The 16411-nt window shown below is 70.6% G+C and carries 16 protein-coding genes; 6 read left to right on the top strand and 10 right to left on the bottom strand.

The window, feature by feature from the left end; genetic code table 11:
- The first annotated feature begins 56 nt into the window (after nt 1-56).
- Together ABFX55_RS42785 and ABFX55_RS42780 are read left to right on the top strand one after the other, a co-directional pair.
- The gene (locus tag ABFX55_RS42785) at nt 57-926 is read left to right on the top strand and encodes a GNAT family N-acetyltransferase (protein ID WP_346129269.1); all 870 of its coding nucleotides are present in this window, start codon (nt 57-59) and stop codon (nt 924-926) included.
- A gap of 326 nt (nt 927-1252) precedes the next feature.
- Entirely contained in the window at nt 1253-2002 is a 750-nt protein-coding gene (locus ABFX55_RS42780; RefSeq protein WP_346129268.1) for a hypothetical protein, read from the top strand.
- 413 nt (nt 2003-2415) lie between these two features.
- On the opposite strand, the gene ABFX55_RS42775 is transcribed toward ABFX55_RS42780, so the two are convergent.
- The 4 genes from ABFX55_RS42775 to ABFX55_RS42760 form a co-directional block, all read right to left on the bottom strand.
- Nucleotides 2416-2685, bottom strand: coding sequence for a WhiB family transcriptional regulator (locus ABFX55_RS42775; RefSeq protein ID WP_183655721.1), 270 nt, complete (start codon nt 2683-2685; stop codon nt 2416-2418).
- 121 nt (nt 2686-2806) lie between these two features.
- Nucleotides 2807-3085: a hypothetical protein gene (locus ABFX55_RS42770; protein WP_346129266.1), complete on the bottom strand. Its 279-nt coding sequence runs from the start codon at nt 3083-3085 to the stop codon at nt 2807-2809.
- Nucleotides 3086-3192: 107 nt separating this feature from the next.
- A complete protein-coding gene (locus ABFX55_RS42765) occupies nt 3193-4065 on the bottom strand; it encodes an acyl-CoA thioesterase (RefSeq protein ID WP_346129264.1) in 873 nt (290 codons plus the stop codon).
- 503 nt (nt 4066-4568) lie between these two features.
- Nucleotides 4569-6617, bottom strand: a complete 2049-nt coding sequence (locus ABFX55_RS42760) for an ATP-dependent DNA helicase UvrD2 (RefSeq protein WP_346129263.1) — start codon at nt 6615-6617, stop codon at nt 4569-4571.
- 148 nt (nt 6618-6765) lie between these two features.
- Between ABFX55_RS42760 and ABFX55_RS42755 the strand changes: the two genes are divergently transcribed.
- Together ABFX55_RS42755 and ABFX55_RS42750 are read left to right on the top strand one after the other, a co-directional pair.
- Nucleotides 6766-7644 carry an alpha/beta hydrolase gene (locus tag ABFX55_RS42755; RefSeq protein WP_346129261.1) on the top strand — a complete coding sequence of 293 codons (879 nt, stop codon included), beginning with the start codon at nt 6766-6768 and terminating at the stop codon, nt 7642-7644.
- A gap of 71 nt (nt 7645-7715) precedes the next feature.
- On the top strand, nt 7716-7958 hold the full coding sequence (locus tag ABFX55_RS42750; protein ID WP_183655713.1) for a mycoredoxin: 243 nt from the start codon (nt 7716-7718) through the stop codon (nt 7956-7958).
- A 57-nt stretch (nt 7959-8015) separates the two neighbouring features.
- Here the strand turns inward: ABFX55_RS42750 and ABFX55_RS42745 are convergent, their stop codons facing one another.
- From ABFX55_RS42745 to ABFX55_RS42720, 6 genes are all read right to left on the bottom strand, one after another.
- Nucleotides 8016-9263, bottom strand: coding sequence for a cryptochrome/photolyase family protein (locus ABFX55_RS42745; protein ID WP_346129259.1), 1248 nt, complete (start codon nt 9261-9263; stop codon nt 8016-8018).
- A 74-nt stretch (nt 9264-9337) separates the two neighbouring features.
- Complete coding sequence (gene nudC, locus ABFX55_RS42740) at nt 9338-10312, bottom strand: NAD(+) diphosphatase (protein WP_346129257.1); 975 nt, start codon at nt 10310-10312, stop codon at nt 9338-9340.
- A 101-nt stretch (nt 10313-10413) separates the two neighbouring features.
- Nucleotides 10414-11211, bottom strand: a complete 798-nt coding sequence (locus ABFX55_RS42735) for a class F sortase (protein WP_346129256.1) — start codon at nt 11209-11211, stop codon at nt 10414-10416.
- 97 nt (nt 11212-11308) lie between these two features.
- Nucleotides 11309-11971 (bottom strand): response regulator transcription factor, encoded by a 663-nt coding sequence (locus ABFX55_RS42730; protein ID WP_346129254.1) that lies wholly within the window; start codon nt 11969-11971, stop codon nt 11309-11311.
- Nucleotides 11968-13323 carry a sensor histidine kinase gene (locus ABFX55_RS42725; RefSeq protein WP_346129253.1) on the bottom strand — a complete coding sequence of 452 codons (1356 nt, stop codon included), beginning with the start codon at nt 13321-13323 and terminating at the stop codon, nt 11968-11970. The genes ABFX55_RS42730 and ABFX55_RS42725 overlap by 4 nt, the downstream gene beginning before the upstream one ends.
- Before the next feature lie 9 nt (nt 13324-13332).
- Entirely contained in the window at nt 13333-13605 is a 273-nt protein-coding gene (locus tag ABFX55_RS42720) for a hypothetical protein (protein WP_346129252.1), read from the bottom strand.
- A gap of 157 nt (nt 13606-13762) precedes the next feature.
- On the opposite strand from ABFX55_RS42720, the gene ABFX55_RS42715 reads away from it, so the two are divergent.
- Together ABFX55_RS42715 and ABFX55_RS42710 are read left to right on the top strand one after the other, a co-directional pair.
- Nucleotides 13763-14872, top strand: coding sequence for an ATP-grasp domain-containing protein (locus ABFX55_RS42715; RefSeq protein ID WP_346129250.1), 1110 nt, complete (start codon nt 13763-13765; stop codon nt 14870-14872).
- Nucleotides 14869-16386, top strand: a complete 1518-nt coding sequence (locus tag ABFX55_RS42710; RefSeq protein WP_346129249.1) for an IucA/IucC family protein — start codon at nt 14869-14871, stop codon at nt 16384-16386. Before ABFX55_RS42715 ends, ABFX55_RS42710 begins: the two co-directional genes overlap by 4 nt.
- Nucleotides 16387-16411: the final 25 nt, after the last annotated feature.

The following is a 16411-nucleotide window of genomic DNA, read 5'->3' as shown; positions in this document are numbered from 1 at the left end:
GACTCCCGCGCGAAAATCGGGTGCGGAGGGTCGGTGGGGTGGTGTGTGATCGGGGAATGGCGATCGAGATGGGTAGGCCGGGAGTCGACGGGCTCGGCGACGTGGTGCGGGCGTTGGGCGAGTGGCAGTACGACGGAGCGCCCGTGCAGTTGCATCCGGGGGATGTGGGGTGGTTCTGGCGGTTCGGTGCGGAGCGGACGGCGGAGGCTACCCGGACCTGGAGTCGGGCGGGGGAGGTTCTGGCGGTCGGGCTGCTGGATGGTGCGGAGTTGCTGCGGTTGGCGTTCGCGCCGGAGGCGTTGCGGGACGAGGAGTTGGCGCAACAGGTGGTCGAGGACGTGTCGACACCTGAGCGTGGCGTGCTGCTCGAGGGCAAGGCGTACGTCGAGTCGCCGATGGGTGCGCTCGTCCAGGACCTGCTGTTCAAGGACGGCTGGGAGAGCGACGAGCCGTGGACACCACTTCGGCGCGACCTCGGCGCGCCCGTGCCGGATCCCGGCGTACGCGTCGAGGTGATCGGGCCGGAACAGGCGCACGAGTGGGCGGCGGTCCTGCGGGCGTCGTTCGACGGGTCCACGTTCACCGACGAGCTCTGGCACGCGATGGCGGCAGGTGTGCCGTACGTCGACGCACGGTGCCTGCTCGCTCGCAACGAGCAGGGCGAGGCGGTGGCGGCCGTGACGGTGTGGTCGGCGGGTGAAGGCAAGCCCGGGCTGATCGAGCCGATGGGCGTGCACCGGGCACACCGCCGTCACGGTTACGGCAAAGCGATCACAGTCGCCGCGGCGCGCGCGCTCCAGGAGCTGGGTTCGTCCAGCGTGGACGTGGTCACGCCGAGCTCCAACGTCGGCGCCGTCGCCACCTACCAGTCGGCCGGCCTCGAGCAGTTGCCCGAGAGACGGGACCTGTACCGCAGCGCTTCCTGAGGCTTTTCGGCGTGCGGTCGGGGTGTGGCCAGTGATCGCGGGGCCGGTCTCGGCGAGGCAACCGTCGATCATCGGCCAGCGCCTCCCGTTCGATCCTCTCCTCGCGCAGGTGCTCGAGCAGTTCCTCCCGGACCCGCTCAGGCCGCTGTCCAGGCTCGCAAAACCACTCTCGCCCCCGACCGCGCGTGTAGGTGGGTTCCGAAACCCCCGAAACCTCCGGCTGCCTGAGCCCACTCCTTGCCTCCGGCTTCTCGGCTGTCGTGGCGGGCGGTGCATGTGCTATTCAAGATCCGTCATCGTGGTGCTCAGGTGGTTTTGAGGTGGCGATGGAAGTCGGGTTCAACGAGTTGTACGCGGCCTGCCAGCCGATCGTCTACGGGGACATGGCGCGGGGACGGCAGGCGTTGACGGCGCTGCTGCCGGAGGCGTGGCGGCGGGGGCCGCGCTGGGGGCTCGCGATGATCCACGCGATGCTCGCCGACCTCCACGGCAGGCTCGGCGACGTGCCGGGCGGGATAGAGCACTTCCGAGCCGCGGTCGACCTGGGCTGGAACGACTGCCTGTCCATCTGGTCCGATCCCGGCTTCGCCAGCCTGGCCCGCAGCCCGCACTTCGCCGATATCTACGGTCGCGTGTGGATCTCGCCCGCCGATCTGGAGGAACTGGGGTGGCTGCGCGCCGAGGCCACCGCGATCTCCCAGGAGCTCAGCTGGATCGCCGCCGAGAACGTCGGCCGCCCGGACCACGGCACCACCGACGTCTTCCACTGCCCCTTGCCCACCCGCACCCCCGACGGCGCGGGCGTGCTCGGCGCCCGCATGTCCCTGGCCATCCTCCAGCGCGTCGGCCTCGACCTCGTCGCCTCCTCGGACATCAGCCGTATCAGTGGCCTGATAGCCTCCGACGCCATCGGCGGGCCCTCCTACAGCCCATGGGAGGTCTGGCGCTCCGCGGGCCTCGCCGATTCCCGCGCCGCCGCCCGCCGCGCCTCCGCCCAGGCCCGCGCCTTCCGGCCCACCCAGGGCCTGTCCACCGTGCCGGTCCCCGCCAGCACCCTCCCCCGAAGCAGCAGGTGAACCACGGCCGACGATCACCTCGCGGGTGATCTTGGGTAGCCGACCTCTTCTCCCAGGTCAAGAGAAATGATCTTGAGCGCGCATCCAGGGCATGAGAAACGGCCGGGTGCTGGTGCACCCGGCCGTTCTATCGAAGGTCAGACCGTGAGATCCTCCGCCGGCGGCAGGATCTCAGGACCTATCCCTGGGAGAGGAGCGCCCGGCGGAGCCGGTCGTTGGCTCGCTGGACGTCGCGCCGAGCGCGCTGTACGCGCCTCAGGCGGGACACCATGCGATACTCCTCCGCCTCCCGATGGAAGGTTTGTATTCGGTCGTTAACCAGTTCTTGGTGCATAAACGGCATCTCGAAGCTCCTACCAGTGCTGAAGTTCATGTGCTTGCTCGTCTTTCTGTCCGTGCGGTGGGTGTGAGAGTCAGGCAGCGACCGGGTGCTTGCGGGGACGCCCGCGAGGCCTCTTACGGGGAACGACGGTCCCCCTGAGGATCAGTTCGCCGCCCCAGACGCCCCACGGCTCCTCGCGCTCGAGCGCGCGGGCCAGGCAGGCCTTCTGGATCGGGCAGCCACCACAGAGCGTCTTGGCGAACTCGACGTCCTCGGGCGACTCGGCGAACCACAGGTCGGGATCGGTACGACAGGGGATTTCGGCTTCGTCGATCAGGTCCATGATCGTCTTGGCCCCCATCTGCTTCTCCTTCTGGTTGATCTTGTTCTTGATACCTCGTGGGTGTCTGGGGGATCACGGACAAACAAGAAGGCCGCGGATCCTGTCTGCGGATCCGCGGCCTGGAGGCTGATTGTGCCGGTCAGGTTATGACCGGTTCATCCCTCCAGGGTTGCGGACCGCGCAGTCCACCCTTGGTGATCTGCTGGGTCGGCACGTCGACGCCCGCGCCATAGACGGGGGCGCCCTGGGCAGCGGCTGCGCCGAAGCCTGCGTGCAAGCCGACGCGAGTGCGCGAGGCGAGCAGGCTGCGGGCAGACTTCTCCTGCCGAAGCTTGGCCGGCCCATCGACGAGCCTGACCGAGTTACGGCATGCGGAAGCGAGCCACTGCGTGGCCGACATTTCCGTCAGGTTCCTCACTGGGCTCACCTCCATCCTGAGATCGTCGGACAGGACCGTCCGACTTGCTTGACCATGACCCTAAACCGGGAAGCCGGGAAGGGGCAACATATTTTCTACCTGCAGTTTTACGACTTCGCCACGCGGATCATGCACTCCTGAACCACGGACACCGCCAGCTCACCCGACGGGGTGAACATCTGCCCGCGGGCCAGACCGCGCGCGCCCCCCGACCAGGGCGACTCCTGAGCATAGAGCAACCAGTCGTCGGCCCTGAAGGGGCGGTGGAACCACATGGCGTGGTCGAGCGAGGCTCCGGTGACGTTCGAGGCGCCCCATGCGAGTCCGTGGGCGAGCAGCACGGTGTCGACGAGGGTGTAGTCAGAGGCGTAGGCGGCCAGCACGACGTGGAGGAGACGGTCGTCGGGCAGCTCGGCGTCGTAGCGGAACCAGACGTTGTTCTCGGCCGTGCGCAGCGACGGGTCCTTGTAGGCCTCCCACGTCAGAGGGGAGACGTAACGGGCGTCGACCGGACGGGGGCGCGAGAGCCAGTCCTTCCAGTCGGAGTCGTCGCCCACCAGCTCGAGCATCCGTGACTGGAAGGTCGGCAGCGTCTCGGGGGCCGCCACCTGCGGCATGACCGCGGCCTGGTGGTGGACGCCCTCCTCGAAGATGTGGAAGGAGGCCGACATCGTGAATATCGCCTTGCCGTGCTGCACGGCGACCACCCTGCGGGTGGTGAAGGAGCGTCCGTCCCTGAGCCGCTCGACGTTGTAGACGATCGGGATGGTCGGGTCTCCTGGGCGGATGAAGTAGGCGTGCAGGGAGTGCACGTCACGTCCCTCTGGGACGGTACGGCCCGCGGCGACGAGCGCCTGGGCGGCGACCTGGCCGCCGAAGACCCGTTGGATGCGCTCTTCGGGGCTGCGCCCGCGGAAGATGTCGAGCTCGATCTGCTCCAGGTCGAGCAGGTCGAGCAGCTCCTTGAGCGCTTCGTTCACGGCGGGGTCCCCTTCTACGGCGAAAGCCATCCAAACCTAGTGTGACGGGCCCCGTGCCCGAACCATCACCGGGGCGGCGCTTCCGCCTTCTGGCGTGCGGATTGTGGTGACGGGCGTTGCCGGCACGGCCGAGACGCGAGATATCGAGGGCGAGCGCGAACACGGGGGCGGGTGGACCCGGGTGGTGGGCCCTTGGCTCAGTGGCTGGCGCTCGCGTGGGTGGCGGGCCGGTGAGTGGGGTGATCGGGGCGGAGGGAATGGGTTGTCGGTGGTGCGGTGGCGTGACGGCGGGGACCGGAGTCCCGCTGGGCGGGCGCCTTCGGTGGGCGGGAACCGGTGACTGCGGAGGCGCCAGACCGGCTTGCCGTACAGGAGAGAGAGGAGGCCCGCCGGACGGGAGAGAGAACGCCTGCCGGACGGGAGAGAGAAGGTTGGCCGGACGGGAGGAGGCTTGCCGGACAAGGGAGAAGACCGCGCGCCGGCAAGGAGACGGGAGGAGGGTGTCAGGTGGCGCGGCAGAGGGCGAGGACGGCGGAGCCGTAGCGGTCGAGTTTGACCTTGCCGATGCCCGCGATCGACAGCAGCTCCTGCTCGCTCTGCGGCGCGCGCTCCGCGATCGCCTGCAGCGTGACGTCCGTGAACACCACGTAAGGCGGCACCTTCGCCTCCTTCGCCGTGGCGGCCCTCCAGACCTTCAGCGCCTCCAGCAGCGCCTCGTCGTAGTCGGCAGGGCAGGTCGAGCAGCGGCCCAGCTTCTGCTCCGCCGCCGCGGCCAGCGTCTTACCGCACACCCTGCAGTGGACGGGGGTCGCGACGGGCCTGCGGGAGGACGCGCTCTGCGCCGAGGGCGAGGCGATCGACCTGGCCGGGCGTCCCGTGAGGCCGTCGAGGAAGCGGGAGGGGCGGCGGCCCTTGCGTCCGCCGGGCGCGCGCGCCAGCGCCCACGAGAGGCCGAGGTGCTCCCTCGCGCGGGTGATGCCGACGTAGAGCAGGCGACGCTCCTCCTCGACCTGCTCGGGCGTCTCGGCGTAGATGATCGGCATCATGCCGTCGGTGAGTCCGACGAGGAAGACGGCGTCCCACTCCAGGCCCTTGGCGGCGTGGAGCGAGGCGAGCGTGACGCCCTCGACAGGAGGGGCGTGCTGCTCACTGGCGCGGCGCTCCAGCTCCGCCACGAACGCGGGCAGGTCGGCGCCCTCGATCGCCATGTCCTCGGCGAGGTCGCCCAGCGCCTTGAGCGACTCCCACGTCTCGCGGGCCTTGCCGCCGCCCGGAGGGACGGGGGTGAGGCCGATACCGCCGAGGACGTTGTGAACCTCCTGCGCCAGCGGTTCGCCCGAGGCGGAGCGGGCCGCGCCGCGCAGCAGGACGACCGCGCGCCGCACCTCCGGGCGCTCGAAGAAGCGGTCGGCGCCGCGCACCAGGTAGGGGATCTCGGCCTTGGCGAGGGCCTCCTCGTAGGCCTCGGACTGGGCGTTGACCCTGAACAGGACGGCGATCTCGCGAGGGGCGACGCCCTTGTCCATCAGCTTCCTGATCGCGCGGGCGACCCCCGCGGCCTCGGCCGGCTCGTCGTCGTACTCAGCGAAGACGGGCGCGGGGCCCTCGGGGCGCTGGGCGAGGAGTTCGAGGCGGTGCGGGCTCCTGCCCTTGGCGATGACGAGGTTGGCCAGGCTGACGACCTCGGGGGTGGAGCGGTAGTCGCGGACCAGCTTGATCACCGAGGCGTTCGGGTACTCGACGGAGAAGCCGGTGAGGTAGCGGGGAGTGGCACCGGTGAAGGAGTAGATCGTCTGGTTGGGGTCGCCGACCACGCACAGGTCGTCGCGCCCCCCGAGCCAGGTGTCGAGCAGCAGCTTCTGCAGCGGGTTGACGTCCTGGTACTCGTCCACGACGAAGTAGCGGTACTGCTGGCGGATCTGCGTGGCCACGTCGGGGTGCTCGGTCATCACGGCGGCGGTCAGCTCGAGGATCGTCTCGAAGTCGACCAGGTGACGCTCGCGGCGCAGCTGCTCGTAGGCCTCGTAGAGGCGGGCGACCTCCTCGGCGGGCACGGGCGGCGCGCGGTGGGCCTTGGCGGCGGCGGCGATGTAGTCCTCGTGACCGATCTGGGTGACCTTGGCCCACTCGATCTCGGCGGCGATGTCGCGCAGCTCGGACCTGTCGGGGTTCTTCCTGATCAGGCGGCACGCCTCGATCAGCAGCGGCAGCTTCGACTCGATCACCGAGGGCGCCGATCCGCCGATCACCTTGGGCCAGAAGTAGGTCAGCTGGCGCAGGGCGGCGGCGTGGAAGGTACGCGCCTGCACGCCGGGTGTGCCGAGCTGACGCAGCCGCTGCCGCAGCTCTCCCGCCGCGCGTGTGGTGAAGGTCACGGCGAGCACGCCCTGGGCGTCGACCACGCCCGTGCGGACGGCGTGGGCGATGCGATGGGTGATCGCTCTGGTCTTGCCCGTGCCCGCGCCCGCCAGCACGCAGACCGGGCCGCGCACGGCCTCGGCCACCGCGCGCTGCTCCGGGTCGAGCCCGTCCAGAACGTCATCGCCTGTCATCACATCAACATCCTCGCAGCAGGTGGCGGGGGGCAGGTCCATTCTGGCAACATGCCGCCGACACCTGTTTCATCATCGCCGAGATGCGAAAAGTAGGTCATTCCCCCACAATGGGGCCCGACCGAAACATGGGGGGAAAGGAAGGCCCGTGCGAGCTGCGGTAATTGCGGGTGTTCTCGCTGCCGTCTCGTTAGTTCCGGGTACGGCGCTCGCGTCCAAGGACCCGGCACCCTCCTACGGCGACGCGCTGGGCAACACCGCGATGGAGACCATCTCCTACGGCCCCAGTCGCAGCCAGGCCATGGACGTCTGGTGGACGCCCGACTACAGCAAGCACCCCGCCGTCTTCCTCATCCACGGCGGCTGGTGGTCCAGCGGCGACAAGAAGTACATGACCGAGGTCACCAAAAGCTACGTCGAGCTCGGCTACACGGTCTTCAACCTCAACTACCGCCTGTCAGGCGAGGCGGCCTGGCCCGCGCAGCGCACCGACGCCTTCGACGCCATCGCCACCGCCCGCAGGCACGCCGACCGCTGGAACTTCGACCCCACCAACTACGTCGTCGTCGGCTTCTCGGCGGGCGGCCACATCGCCGCCGCCGTCGGCACGTACGGCGACGGCGCGCTGCCGGGGCTCAAGGGCGTCGTGGGCGTCTCGCCCGTGATCTCACCGCTGCGCGCCTACACCGACGGGGCGGCCTCCACCGACCCCAACCGCGTCAAGCTGCGCGACGCCGCGATCAAGCTGGCGGGCGGGTGCGAGCCCAAGGGCAAGTGCTCGCGCGTGTGGGCGAGCATGGAGGTGCCGTGGCACGCCAGCAAGAGGGACGCGCCGATGCTGACGGTGCACTCCGACGACGAGTTCGTACCCGTCACGCAGAGCCTGCTGCTGAAGGACATGCTGGGTCAGGTCGGGGTGAAGATGACGGTCTTCACCGAGCCCGGCATCTCGCACAGCGCGCCGCTGTATCGCCAGCTCGGGGTGGCCGATCGGGTGCAGAGCTGGATCCAGGAGCAGCTCTCCTGACGACGGGATTACCGGAGCGGGGCCGGTTGTTGCACCAACCGGCCCTCCTCTGAACCCGGAAGGATTCCCCTATGGCGCTCACTGTCTACTCCACCACCTGGTGCGGCCCCTGCAAGCGGCTCAAGAGCCAGCTCACTCGCGAGGGCATCTCCTACGACGAGGTCGACATCGAGCGGAACCCCGCGGCCGCGGAGTTCGTGATGAGCGTCAACAACGGCAACCAGACCGTGCCCACGGTGCTCTTCCCCGACGGCACCGCGGTGACCAACCCTTCTGTGCGTGAGGTCAAGGCCCGCCTCGCCGCCGGCGTGTGAGCCGACGGGCGTGTGAGCCGACGGCGTCGGGACCCCTCCCTCCGGAGGGGTCCTTTCTCACTGCCGGGTGAGCGGCGTGGGATAGCCCCGCACCGGGGTGGGCAGCCGCCAGGGCTCGTGCACGAGCCCGCCGGGTAGCCCCGCCAGCTCGGGAACGTACCGGCGGACGTACTCGCCGTCCGGGTCGAAGCGTCTGGCCTGCCGCAGCGGGTTGAACGACCTGTTGGGCCTGGTGTCGTTGCCCGTGCCTGCGATCCACTGCCAGTTGCCGCTGTTGTTGGCCACGTCGCCGTCGAGCAGCAGCTCGAAGAAGTGGGCGGCGCCCACGCGCCAGTCCACGCGCAGCTGCCTGACCAGGTAGGACGCCGTGATCATCCGGGCCCTGTTGTGCATCCAGCCCTCGGCCAGGAGCTGGCGCATGCCCGCGTCGACGATCGGCACCCCCGTCATGCCCTCGCGCCACGCCTGCGCGGCGTCCTCGTCCTCGCGCCAGGTGATCTCCCTCGGCCGGTAGTCGCGCCGGTTGAGTGCGGGGAAGGCGAAGGCGACCTGGTAGTGGAAGTCGCGCCAGCACAGCTGCCTGACGTAGTCGTCGTTGCCGCAGCCCGCCAGCTCCAGCGGCGACAGGCAGCCGAACCGCAGGTAGGGGCTGAGCCTGGAGGTACGGTCGCCCGCCAGGTCGTCGTGGCCTTCGGCGTAGCCGTCCAGGCAGAGCCGCATCCAGCCGCTCATCCGCTCCCTCGCCGCGCTCTCTCCACCCCGCGTGCCGTACGGCTCGTGCGGCGGGATGACGCCCGGGTCCAGGCCGCGCGGGGTGGGGACGACGGGTGGGGGCTCCTCCATCTGGCGGCGGGGCGCGAAGGACCACGCTCGCCAGTAGGGCGTGAACACGCGGTAGTGGTCGCCGCCTCCGGCGGGACGCAGCAGGTCGGGCGGGATGACCGTCAGGCCGGGGAAGCGGCGGAACTCGATCCGCTCGGCTCCGAAGCGCTCCTGGCGCCTCCTGGCCAGCGAGCTGACGTCGGCGCTGGCGTAGACGGCCGTCGCGGAGGTCTCGGAGGCCAGGCGCATGGTCTCCTCGACCACGTCGCCCCGCCGGACCAGCAGGTCGCCGCCGCGGGCCCGGAGAGAGGCGCGCAGGTCCTCCAGGCAGTCGAGCAGGAAGGGCCCGCGCCGCCCCGCGGGCACCGCGGGGTCGAGCACGAACAGCGGCAGCACCTGGCGGGCCCGCGCGCAGGCGGCCGCGAGGGCCGGGTGGTCGTGGACGCGAAGGTCCCTGGTGAAGAGCACGATGACGGTGTCCATCACCTGCATATTCGCGACCCGGGCCGCCTGCGGTTGCGGCGACGCGCGGTCGATGGGAAAACCGTTCGGCGGGTCTACCAGTCGCCGGTGAGGTGGTCGCCGTACCAGGTCTCGATCAGGCGGCGGGCGATGGAGACGGGCGGCGGCAGCCGTACCTCGCCGCTGCGGAGAGCGGCCAGCAGCTCGGCGCGGGTGAACCAGCGGGCCTCGGCGATCTCCTCGGGATCACGGGTGATCTCGGTCGAGGTGGCCTCGGCGAAGAAGCCGAGCATGAGGCTGCGCGGAAAGGGCCACGGCTGGCTGCCGAGGTAGCGGGGGTTGATGACGTTCACGCCCACCTCCTCGGCCACCTCGCGGATCACGGCGTGCTCCAGCGACTCCCCCGGCTCCACGAACCCGGCCAGGATCGACAGCCGCCCCTCGGGCCACTGAGGGCCTCTGGCGAGCAGGCAGCGGTCGCGCTCGTCGCGCACCAGCATGATGACCGCGGGGTCCACCCTCGGGAAGTGCTGGCTGTTGTCCTCGGGGCAGACGCGAATGTGGCCACCGGCCTCGACCTTCGTACGGCTGCCGCAGCGCGGGCAGTATTCGTGCGTGGTGTGCCAGGCCTCCAGTGCGACGGCGTAGACCAGCAGGCCCGCGTCGCGGTCTCCCAGGAGCGCTCCAACTTCGCGCAGTCCTGCGGGGAACGGCTCGCCCTCGGGGGTGTCGCGCAGGCCGAGCGGCGCGACGACCCTGCCGTTGACGTCGGCGTCGGCGAAGCCGGGAAGGGGCGCGGCGACCGCGAAGTAGGCGACGTCGTCCTCGACGCCGAGCAGGAAGCGCTCGCCCTCGGGGGCGTCGGCCGTGGTGGAGAGGACCGCGTCGACCTGTTCGCCTGTGCGCCTGACCAGCGTGCGCCCCTGGTGGACGAGCAGGACTCTGCTGGAGGGGTTCGCCCATGCGCGGGCCAGCCATCCGGAGTCGCCTCGCAGCAGGGCCGATCTGTCGATCGTTCCTCGCGCGAGGAGCAGGGGCCCCAGGAGTTGCTCTTCCGCCGTCGTCTCCACGCGCACTTTCCTCCCCGAAACAGGATGTCATCCTATGACGCTCCCTTACCCCTAACGAGACACAGGGGCCCCTGGTGAGTGATCACCAGGGGCCCCTGCGGTCAGGAGGCGAAGATCACGAGGTTGTCGCGATAGCTTCGCCGCTTCTGGTCGTAGGTGCCCGCGCAGGTGATGAGCCGGAGCTCGGGGCGGCCGGTCGAGCCGTACACCTGCTTGTGGGGGATGCGGGACTTGGGGTAGCCGGCGAGCCTGCGCACCTGGAAGGTGACCGTGCTGCCGTCCTTCCTGTCCACGTGGATCCTCGCGCCGGGCTTCAGGCCGCGCAGGCCGTGGAAGACGGCGGGGCCGGTGCGGGAGTCGACGTGACCGGCGATCACGGCCGCGCCGCGCTCGCCTGGCTCGGGTCCCGCGACGTTCCATCCGGTGAGGTCGTAGCGCTTGGGGGCGATGAGCTTGCCCGAGCGGTCCAGCTCGAGACCGATGATCTTGGTGGTCAGGCCGATCGAGGGGATGCGCAGCCTGACAGGGTCCGCGGCCTGCGTGGTGTTCCGCTGTGCCGACGTGCCACCGGCTCCGGTGTCGACCCCGCCGCTGGGGTGGTCGTCATCGTCGTCGTCCTGAAGGGCGCCCTCGCCGGTCTCGACGCCGCCCCGAGGGACGCGGTCGTCGTCACCGCGAGAGCCGCGGTCACCCCTGTCGTCGCGGTCGTCGTCCCTGTCGTCCCGGTCGTCGTCGTCCCAGTCGTCGTCCCCGTCGTCGTCCCCGTCGTCGTCGGCGGCCGTGACGGCGGTGGGGGCGGCGCCGGGAACGGCCTGGGCGGGAGCGGCGTTCAGTGCCGCTCCCCCGGCGCCGAGCCCGCACGTCACAGTGATGGCGAGGAGGATCCGCCTGAGGTCCATGTCCAACTCCTGGTGTCCTGTTCCGCGTCTCCTGCGCGGCTGACTCCAGCTTCCGAACCCCCGGTGGCCCCTCCATGAGCCGGCCGTTAGAGCGCTCTCATCCCGCCCGCAGGCGGTACCCCGCACCGCGCAGCGTCTCGATGTGCTCGGCGCCGATCTTGCGACGGAGGTAGCGGACGTAGACGTCGACGACGTTGGAACCGGGGTCGAAGTCGAACCCCCACACGTGGCTGAGCAGCTGCTGCCGGGTCAGCACCTGGTCGGGGTGGCGGAAGAAGACCTCCGCGAGGGCGAACTCCTTGGCCGACAGCTCCACGGGCTCCCCCGCGACGTAGGCCCTGCGGCTGCGCAGGTCGAGGGAGAGCTGTCCCGCCCTCAGCACGGTCACCTCGGGCACCCTGTCGGCGCGCAGCCGCAGCCGCACCCTGGCCAGCAGTTCCTCGAAAGCGAAGGGCTTGCGGATGTAGTCGTCGGCGCCGCCCTCCAGCCCCGCCACGGTGTCGGCGACGCTGTCGCGGGCGGTCAGGATGATGACGGGCAGCGAGACCCTGGCCTCGCGAAGGCGTCGCAGCACGGTGAACCCGTCGCTGAGCGGCAGCCCGATGTCGAGCACCATCAGGTCGAAGGAGCCGCTGCGGGCGTGGTCGTAGGCGCTCTCGCCGTCGGCCACCACCGTCGTGACGAACCCGTGGACCCGCAGGCCCTTCTCCAGGAACGCGGCGATGCGGTGCTCGTCCTCGGCGATCAGGATGCGGTTCATGCGGGCGCCTCCCGGAAGGGGAGTTCGATCAGGAAACGGGAGCCGTCCTCGGCCCATGCGCGGCCGCCGTGTGCCTCGGCGATGGAGCGGACGATCGCGAGGCCGAGCCCGGCCCCCTCGTGGGAGCGGCTGCCCGCGCGGACGAACCGCTGGAAGATCCGCTCCCTGTCCTCAGGCCGCACGCCCGGTCCTCCGTCGCGCACCCAGAGCCTGATCGCGCCGTCCACGACCGCCGAGCCCGAGGCGACCAGGTCGCCTTCCCCTGTGTGCCGTACGGCGTTGGCGGCCAGCTGCATGAGCGCCTGCGTCAGCCGCTGGCGGTCGGCGACGACGCGCGCGTCGGCGACCTCCTCCACCCGCCACGCGCGCTCGCCGAGCGCCCTGGCCTTGGCGATCACGCTGACGGTCAGGTCGGCTATCTCGACCTCCCCGAGGGCGAGGAATCCGGGCTGCTCCGCCTTGGCCAGGGTGAGCAGGTCGTCGACGATCCTGTTCATGCGGGCCAGCTCGTCGGTGACCAGGGCGAGGGTCTCCGCCCTGTCGTCGGGGTCGTCGCCCATGAGGTCGAGGTGGCCGCGGATGACGGTGATCGGGGTGCGCAGCTCGTGCCCCGCGTCGTCGACGAACTCCCGCTGGACGGCGAAGGCCCGTTCGAGGCGGTCGAGCATGTGGTTGAAGGTCCGGGCGAGGGCGGCCACGTCGTCGTTGCCCGTCACGTCGAGCCGCCTCGTGAGGTCGGAGGAGTCGCCGATGCGCTCGGCGGCCTGCCGTACCAGCCTGACGGGGGCGAGCACCCGGCCTGCGACCACCCAGCCGGCGGCGCCCGCGATCGCGAGGGCGGCCAGCGAGGCCGCGCCGAGCACGCCGACGGCGTCGGCCACCTCCTCGCGGTGGCGGTCGTAGAAGATGGCGGCGACGAAGTGTCCGCGCGAACGGTCGCCTTCGACGCGGACGGGGATGACGGCGTAGCGGACGGTGCCCGCCGAGGTCTCCGCCCAGTCGACGGTCGGTTCGGTGGCCGCGGCGAGCCGTCCGACCAGCTTGTCGTCGGTGTCGATGATCGGGCGGACCAGGCCGGTGCGCAGGTCGGCGCGGCCGTCGACGATGGTGAAGAACGTCTCCCACCTGTCGGGGACGCTGACCTCCAGGTACCTGGTGAGCAGGGCGGCGACGTCGCGCTCGGGGCGGCCCTTGACGTACTGGCGCAGCTTGTCGGCCTCGTTGTCGAGCTCGGCGTGGACCCTGTCGTCCACCCTGGCCTGGAGCACCGTCCAGACCGAGAAGAGGGAGACCCCCAGGGCCAGGCCGACCACCACCAGCATCCAGCCCACGATGCGGGCTCGTGCGCTCATTCCACCTGCTCAGTCGTCGTCATCGTCTTCATTGTCGTCGTCCCCGCCTCTGCTCGGAGGAGGTGGTTTGACGGGTTCCGCGCGCTCTGTCCGCGTCATCACCGGGGACGAGGCGGGCGAGGGTGTCGGACTGGCCGAGGGTGTCGGTGTGGAGCGCGGGGTGACCACGATCGCGTCGCCCAGGTCGGGCTCGGCGTTGCTGACGGCGCCGACCACGAGGGCGGCCAGCACGGCGAGGGCGAGCGCGACGAGGGCCAGGGCGAGCGAGGTCTTACGGCTCATGGCCGCCAGCCTGACGGTCGGCAGGGAGCCCACGATGAGGGGAAGATGAGAAGACTCTCATTCAGGGTGATTACGCTGTCCGTGCCGCATGATGATCTCTACCACGCTAGGATCTGCCGAGTTAGGTTAGCCTTACCTGATCCGGGGGTGTCACGCGTTGCGGCTCTACCTGACCGCTGCCAAGCCGACCGACTCGGTGACCGACGGTTTCCTGCCCGCTGCCCGGGCGCTGGGCTGTGAGGTCACCATCCTGAGCGACCGGCCCGAGCAGCACCCCGACGCCATCGGGTGCGACGTGTGGGATCCGCGCGCGGTCATCGACACGATCGCCCACCACCAGAGGCCCGACGCGATCTTCTCCAACTCCGACCACCTGCAGGTCGAGACCGCGCTGGCGGCGGAGTACTTCGGGCTGCCCGGCAAGGACTGGCGGGCCTGCCTCGCGGCCAAGAACAAGTCCCTGACCCGCAGGAGGCTGGCGGAGGCGGGCGTCGAGCGGGTCTGGTCGGTACGGCTGGCCCCCGGCGACCCCGTGCCCGCCGACGTGCCGTACCCGGTGGTGGTCAAGCCGCGCGAAGGGGTGGCCAGCGAGAACGTGACGCTGGTCGAGCGCGACCTGGAGCGGGCGGTCGCGGGGATGCGCGACCTGCCGCTCGTCGTGGAGGAGTACCTGGAGGGCCCGCTGCGCACCATGGAGACGCTTGGCGACGGCGAGACGACACGCGTGCTCGGCGGTTTCGCGACCACGCTCGGGCCGCTGCCGCACTTCGTGGAGGAGCGCCTCGACTGGGCGCCGAGCGCGGACGAGCACGTCCTGCGCGCACTGGAGGCGCTGGGTGTGGGGTTCGGCGCCTGCCACACCGAGTACGTGGTCACGGACAAGGGGCCGAGGATCATCGAGGTGAACTACCGGGCGATCGGCGATCACTGCGACTTCCTGCTCGCCGACATCCTGGGAGTGCCGCTGTTCGAGTGGATCCTCAGGGTCCACATGGGCGAGCCCGTGCCCGAGCCACCCGCCACGTCGGGGCACGGGTGCGCGGTGAGCGTCGTCGCCGACCGCTCAGGCGTGATCACCGAGGCGCCGCCCCAGGTCGAGGGCGACGGGTTGTGGCACAGGCCGCTCAGGAAGGTGGGTGACAGGGTGGAGCTGACTCACACCAACCGCGACTATCTCGGCGTGATCAGAGCCGTCGGGCCCTCAGCCGAGGGCGTCCGGCGGGCCGTGACCGCCTTCCAGGCGCGGCATCCGTGGGTGATCGCATGAGGCCGCGCGAGCCGTACCTCGCCAAGAGGGTCCTCGACGCGCTGCTGAGGGAGGACTACGGAGACCTGTCCAAGCGGGTGACCAGGAGCAAGGAGGGCGTGGCCCTGCTGCTGGCCGACGGCAGGCGGGTACGGCTGGCACCGGGCCAGCTCTTCCAGGACTTCGTGGTGGCCGAGGGCGAGCTGCTCGGCCTGGAGCAGGCGCTCAACACCCTGCAGGAGATCGCCGACCCCGAGGACTCCGACGGCGTGGCCGCCTTCTTCGACGAGTGCGTCGAGGCGCTGCACGCCCTCGAACTGCTCGACGAGCACAGGCCGCTGATCAGGGGCCGCGAGCTGGCCGACTACGAGTCGCTGGCCGCCCTCGTCGACCATCCGATCTATCCCACGGCCAGGGCCCGCGCCGGGCTGTCGGACGAGGAGCTGCTCGCCTACGCGCCCGAGTTCGCGCCCTCCTTCGACCTGCGGTGGGTCCGTGTCCCCGCCGAGCGGGTGCGGGGGGCGGCCACGCACTGGGGGCCCGAGGGTCTCTTCCCCGTGCATCCGCTGACGCTGCCGCAGCTCGAAGGGGTCCAGGTCGAGCAGGGGCCGCGGCTGACGGTCAGGCCGACGCTCTCGATGCGCACGGTGCAGCTCGACGCGCGCACCCAGCTGAAGCTGCCGCTGCCCACCAGCACGCTCGGGCGCCGCAACCGCCGCTCGATCAAACCCGCCACGCTCGCCGACGGCGCCGCCGCCGAGCTGCTGCTGCGCAGGCTGGCCGACCCCGACATCCTGCTCGCCGACGAGCAGACCTACGCGCACGCCGGGGACGAGTACCTCGGCTGGATGCTGCGCCGCCTGCCCGAGGGACGGATCATCCCCGTCGCGGCGCTGAGCGTCCCCGAGGTGCGGGCCGAGCTGGGCGACGTGGAGGGCCTGGTCACCCGCTACCTGCGGACGCTGCTGCGCTGGAACGTGCGGCTGTTCGTCAGGTACGGCGTGGCGCTGGAGGCCCACCAGCAGAACCTCGCGCTCGTCCTGACCGGACGCGACCAGCTGAAGCTCCTGGTCAAGGACAACGACGGCCTGCTGGCCTCGCCCGCCAGGCTGGCCGCCGCGGGGATCGAGCCGCCCGCCTTCGCCGACGAGCGGATGCTGACCGACGACCCGCACGCCCTGGCCGACGTGTTCGTCACGATCACCCTCCACCTGGCCGCCGCCTCGATCGCCTTCGGCGCGCTGCCCGCCGAGCGCGCCGCCGCGCTGGTGCGCTCCTGCCTGGAGGCGGCGCTGGACGAGCACGGTGACGACCCGATGGCCAGACTGCTGCGCGCCCGCACGCTGGAGGCCGCCAGGCTGACCGGCAAGTCGATGATCACCGCGGGGACGCTCGTGGCCAAGGAGCGGTCGGGCGCGCGTGACATCAACAAGTTCTACGGCACCAGCGGCCCCAACTACCTGAGGGTCCCTTACCTAACGGGAAACCTGCTCGTTGGCCTGCCACCCCACTGTCGTGCCGGGTCAGGACCGTAGTGGCAGTCCACTTGGCACCTTTCCC

Source organism: Nonomuraea roseola (genome assembly GCF_039535395.1).
GTDB lineage: Bacteria > Actinomycetota > Actinomycetes > Streptosporangiales > Streptosporangiaceae > Nonomuraea > Nonomuraea roseola.
Note: the sequence above shows the minus strand (reverse complement) of the source record. Positions and strands in the feature narration are given on the sequence as shown.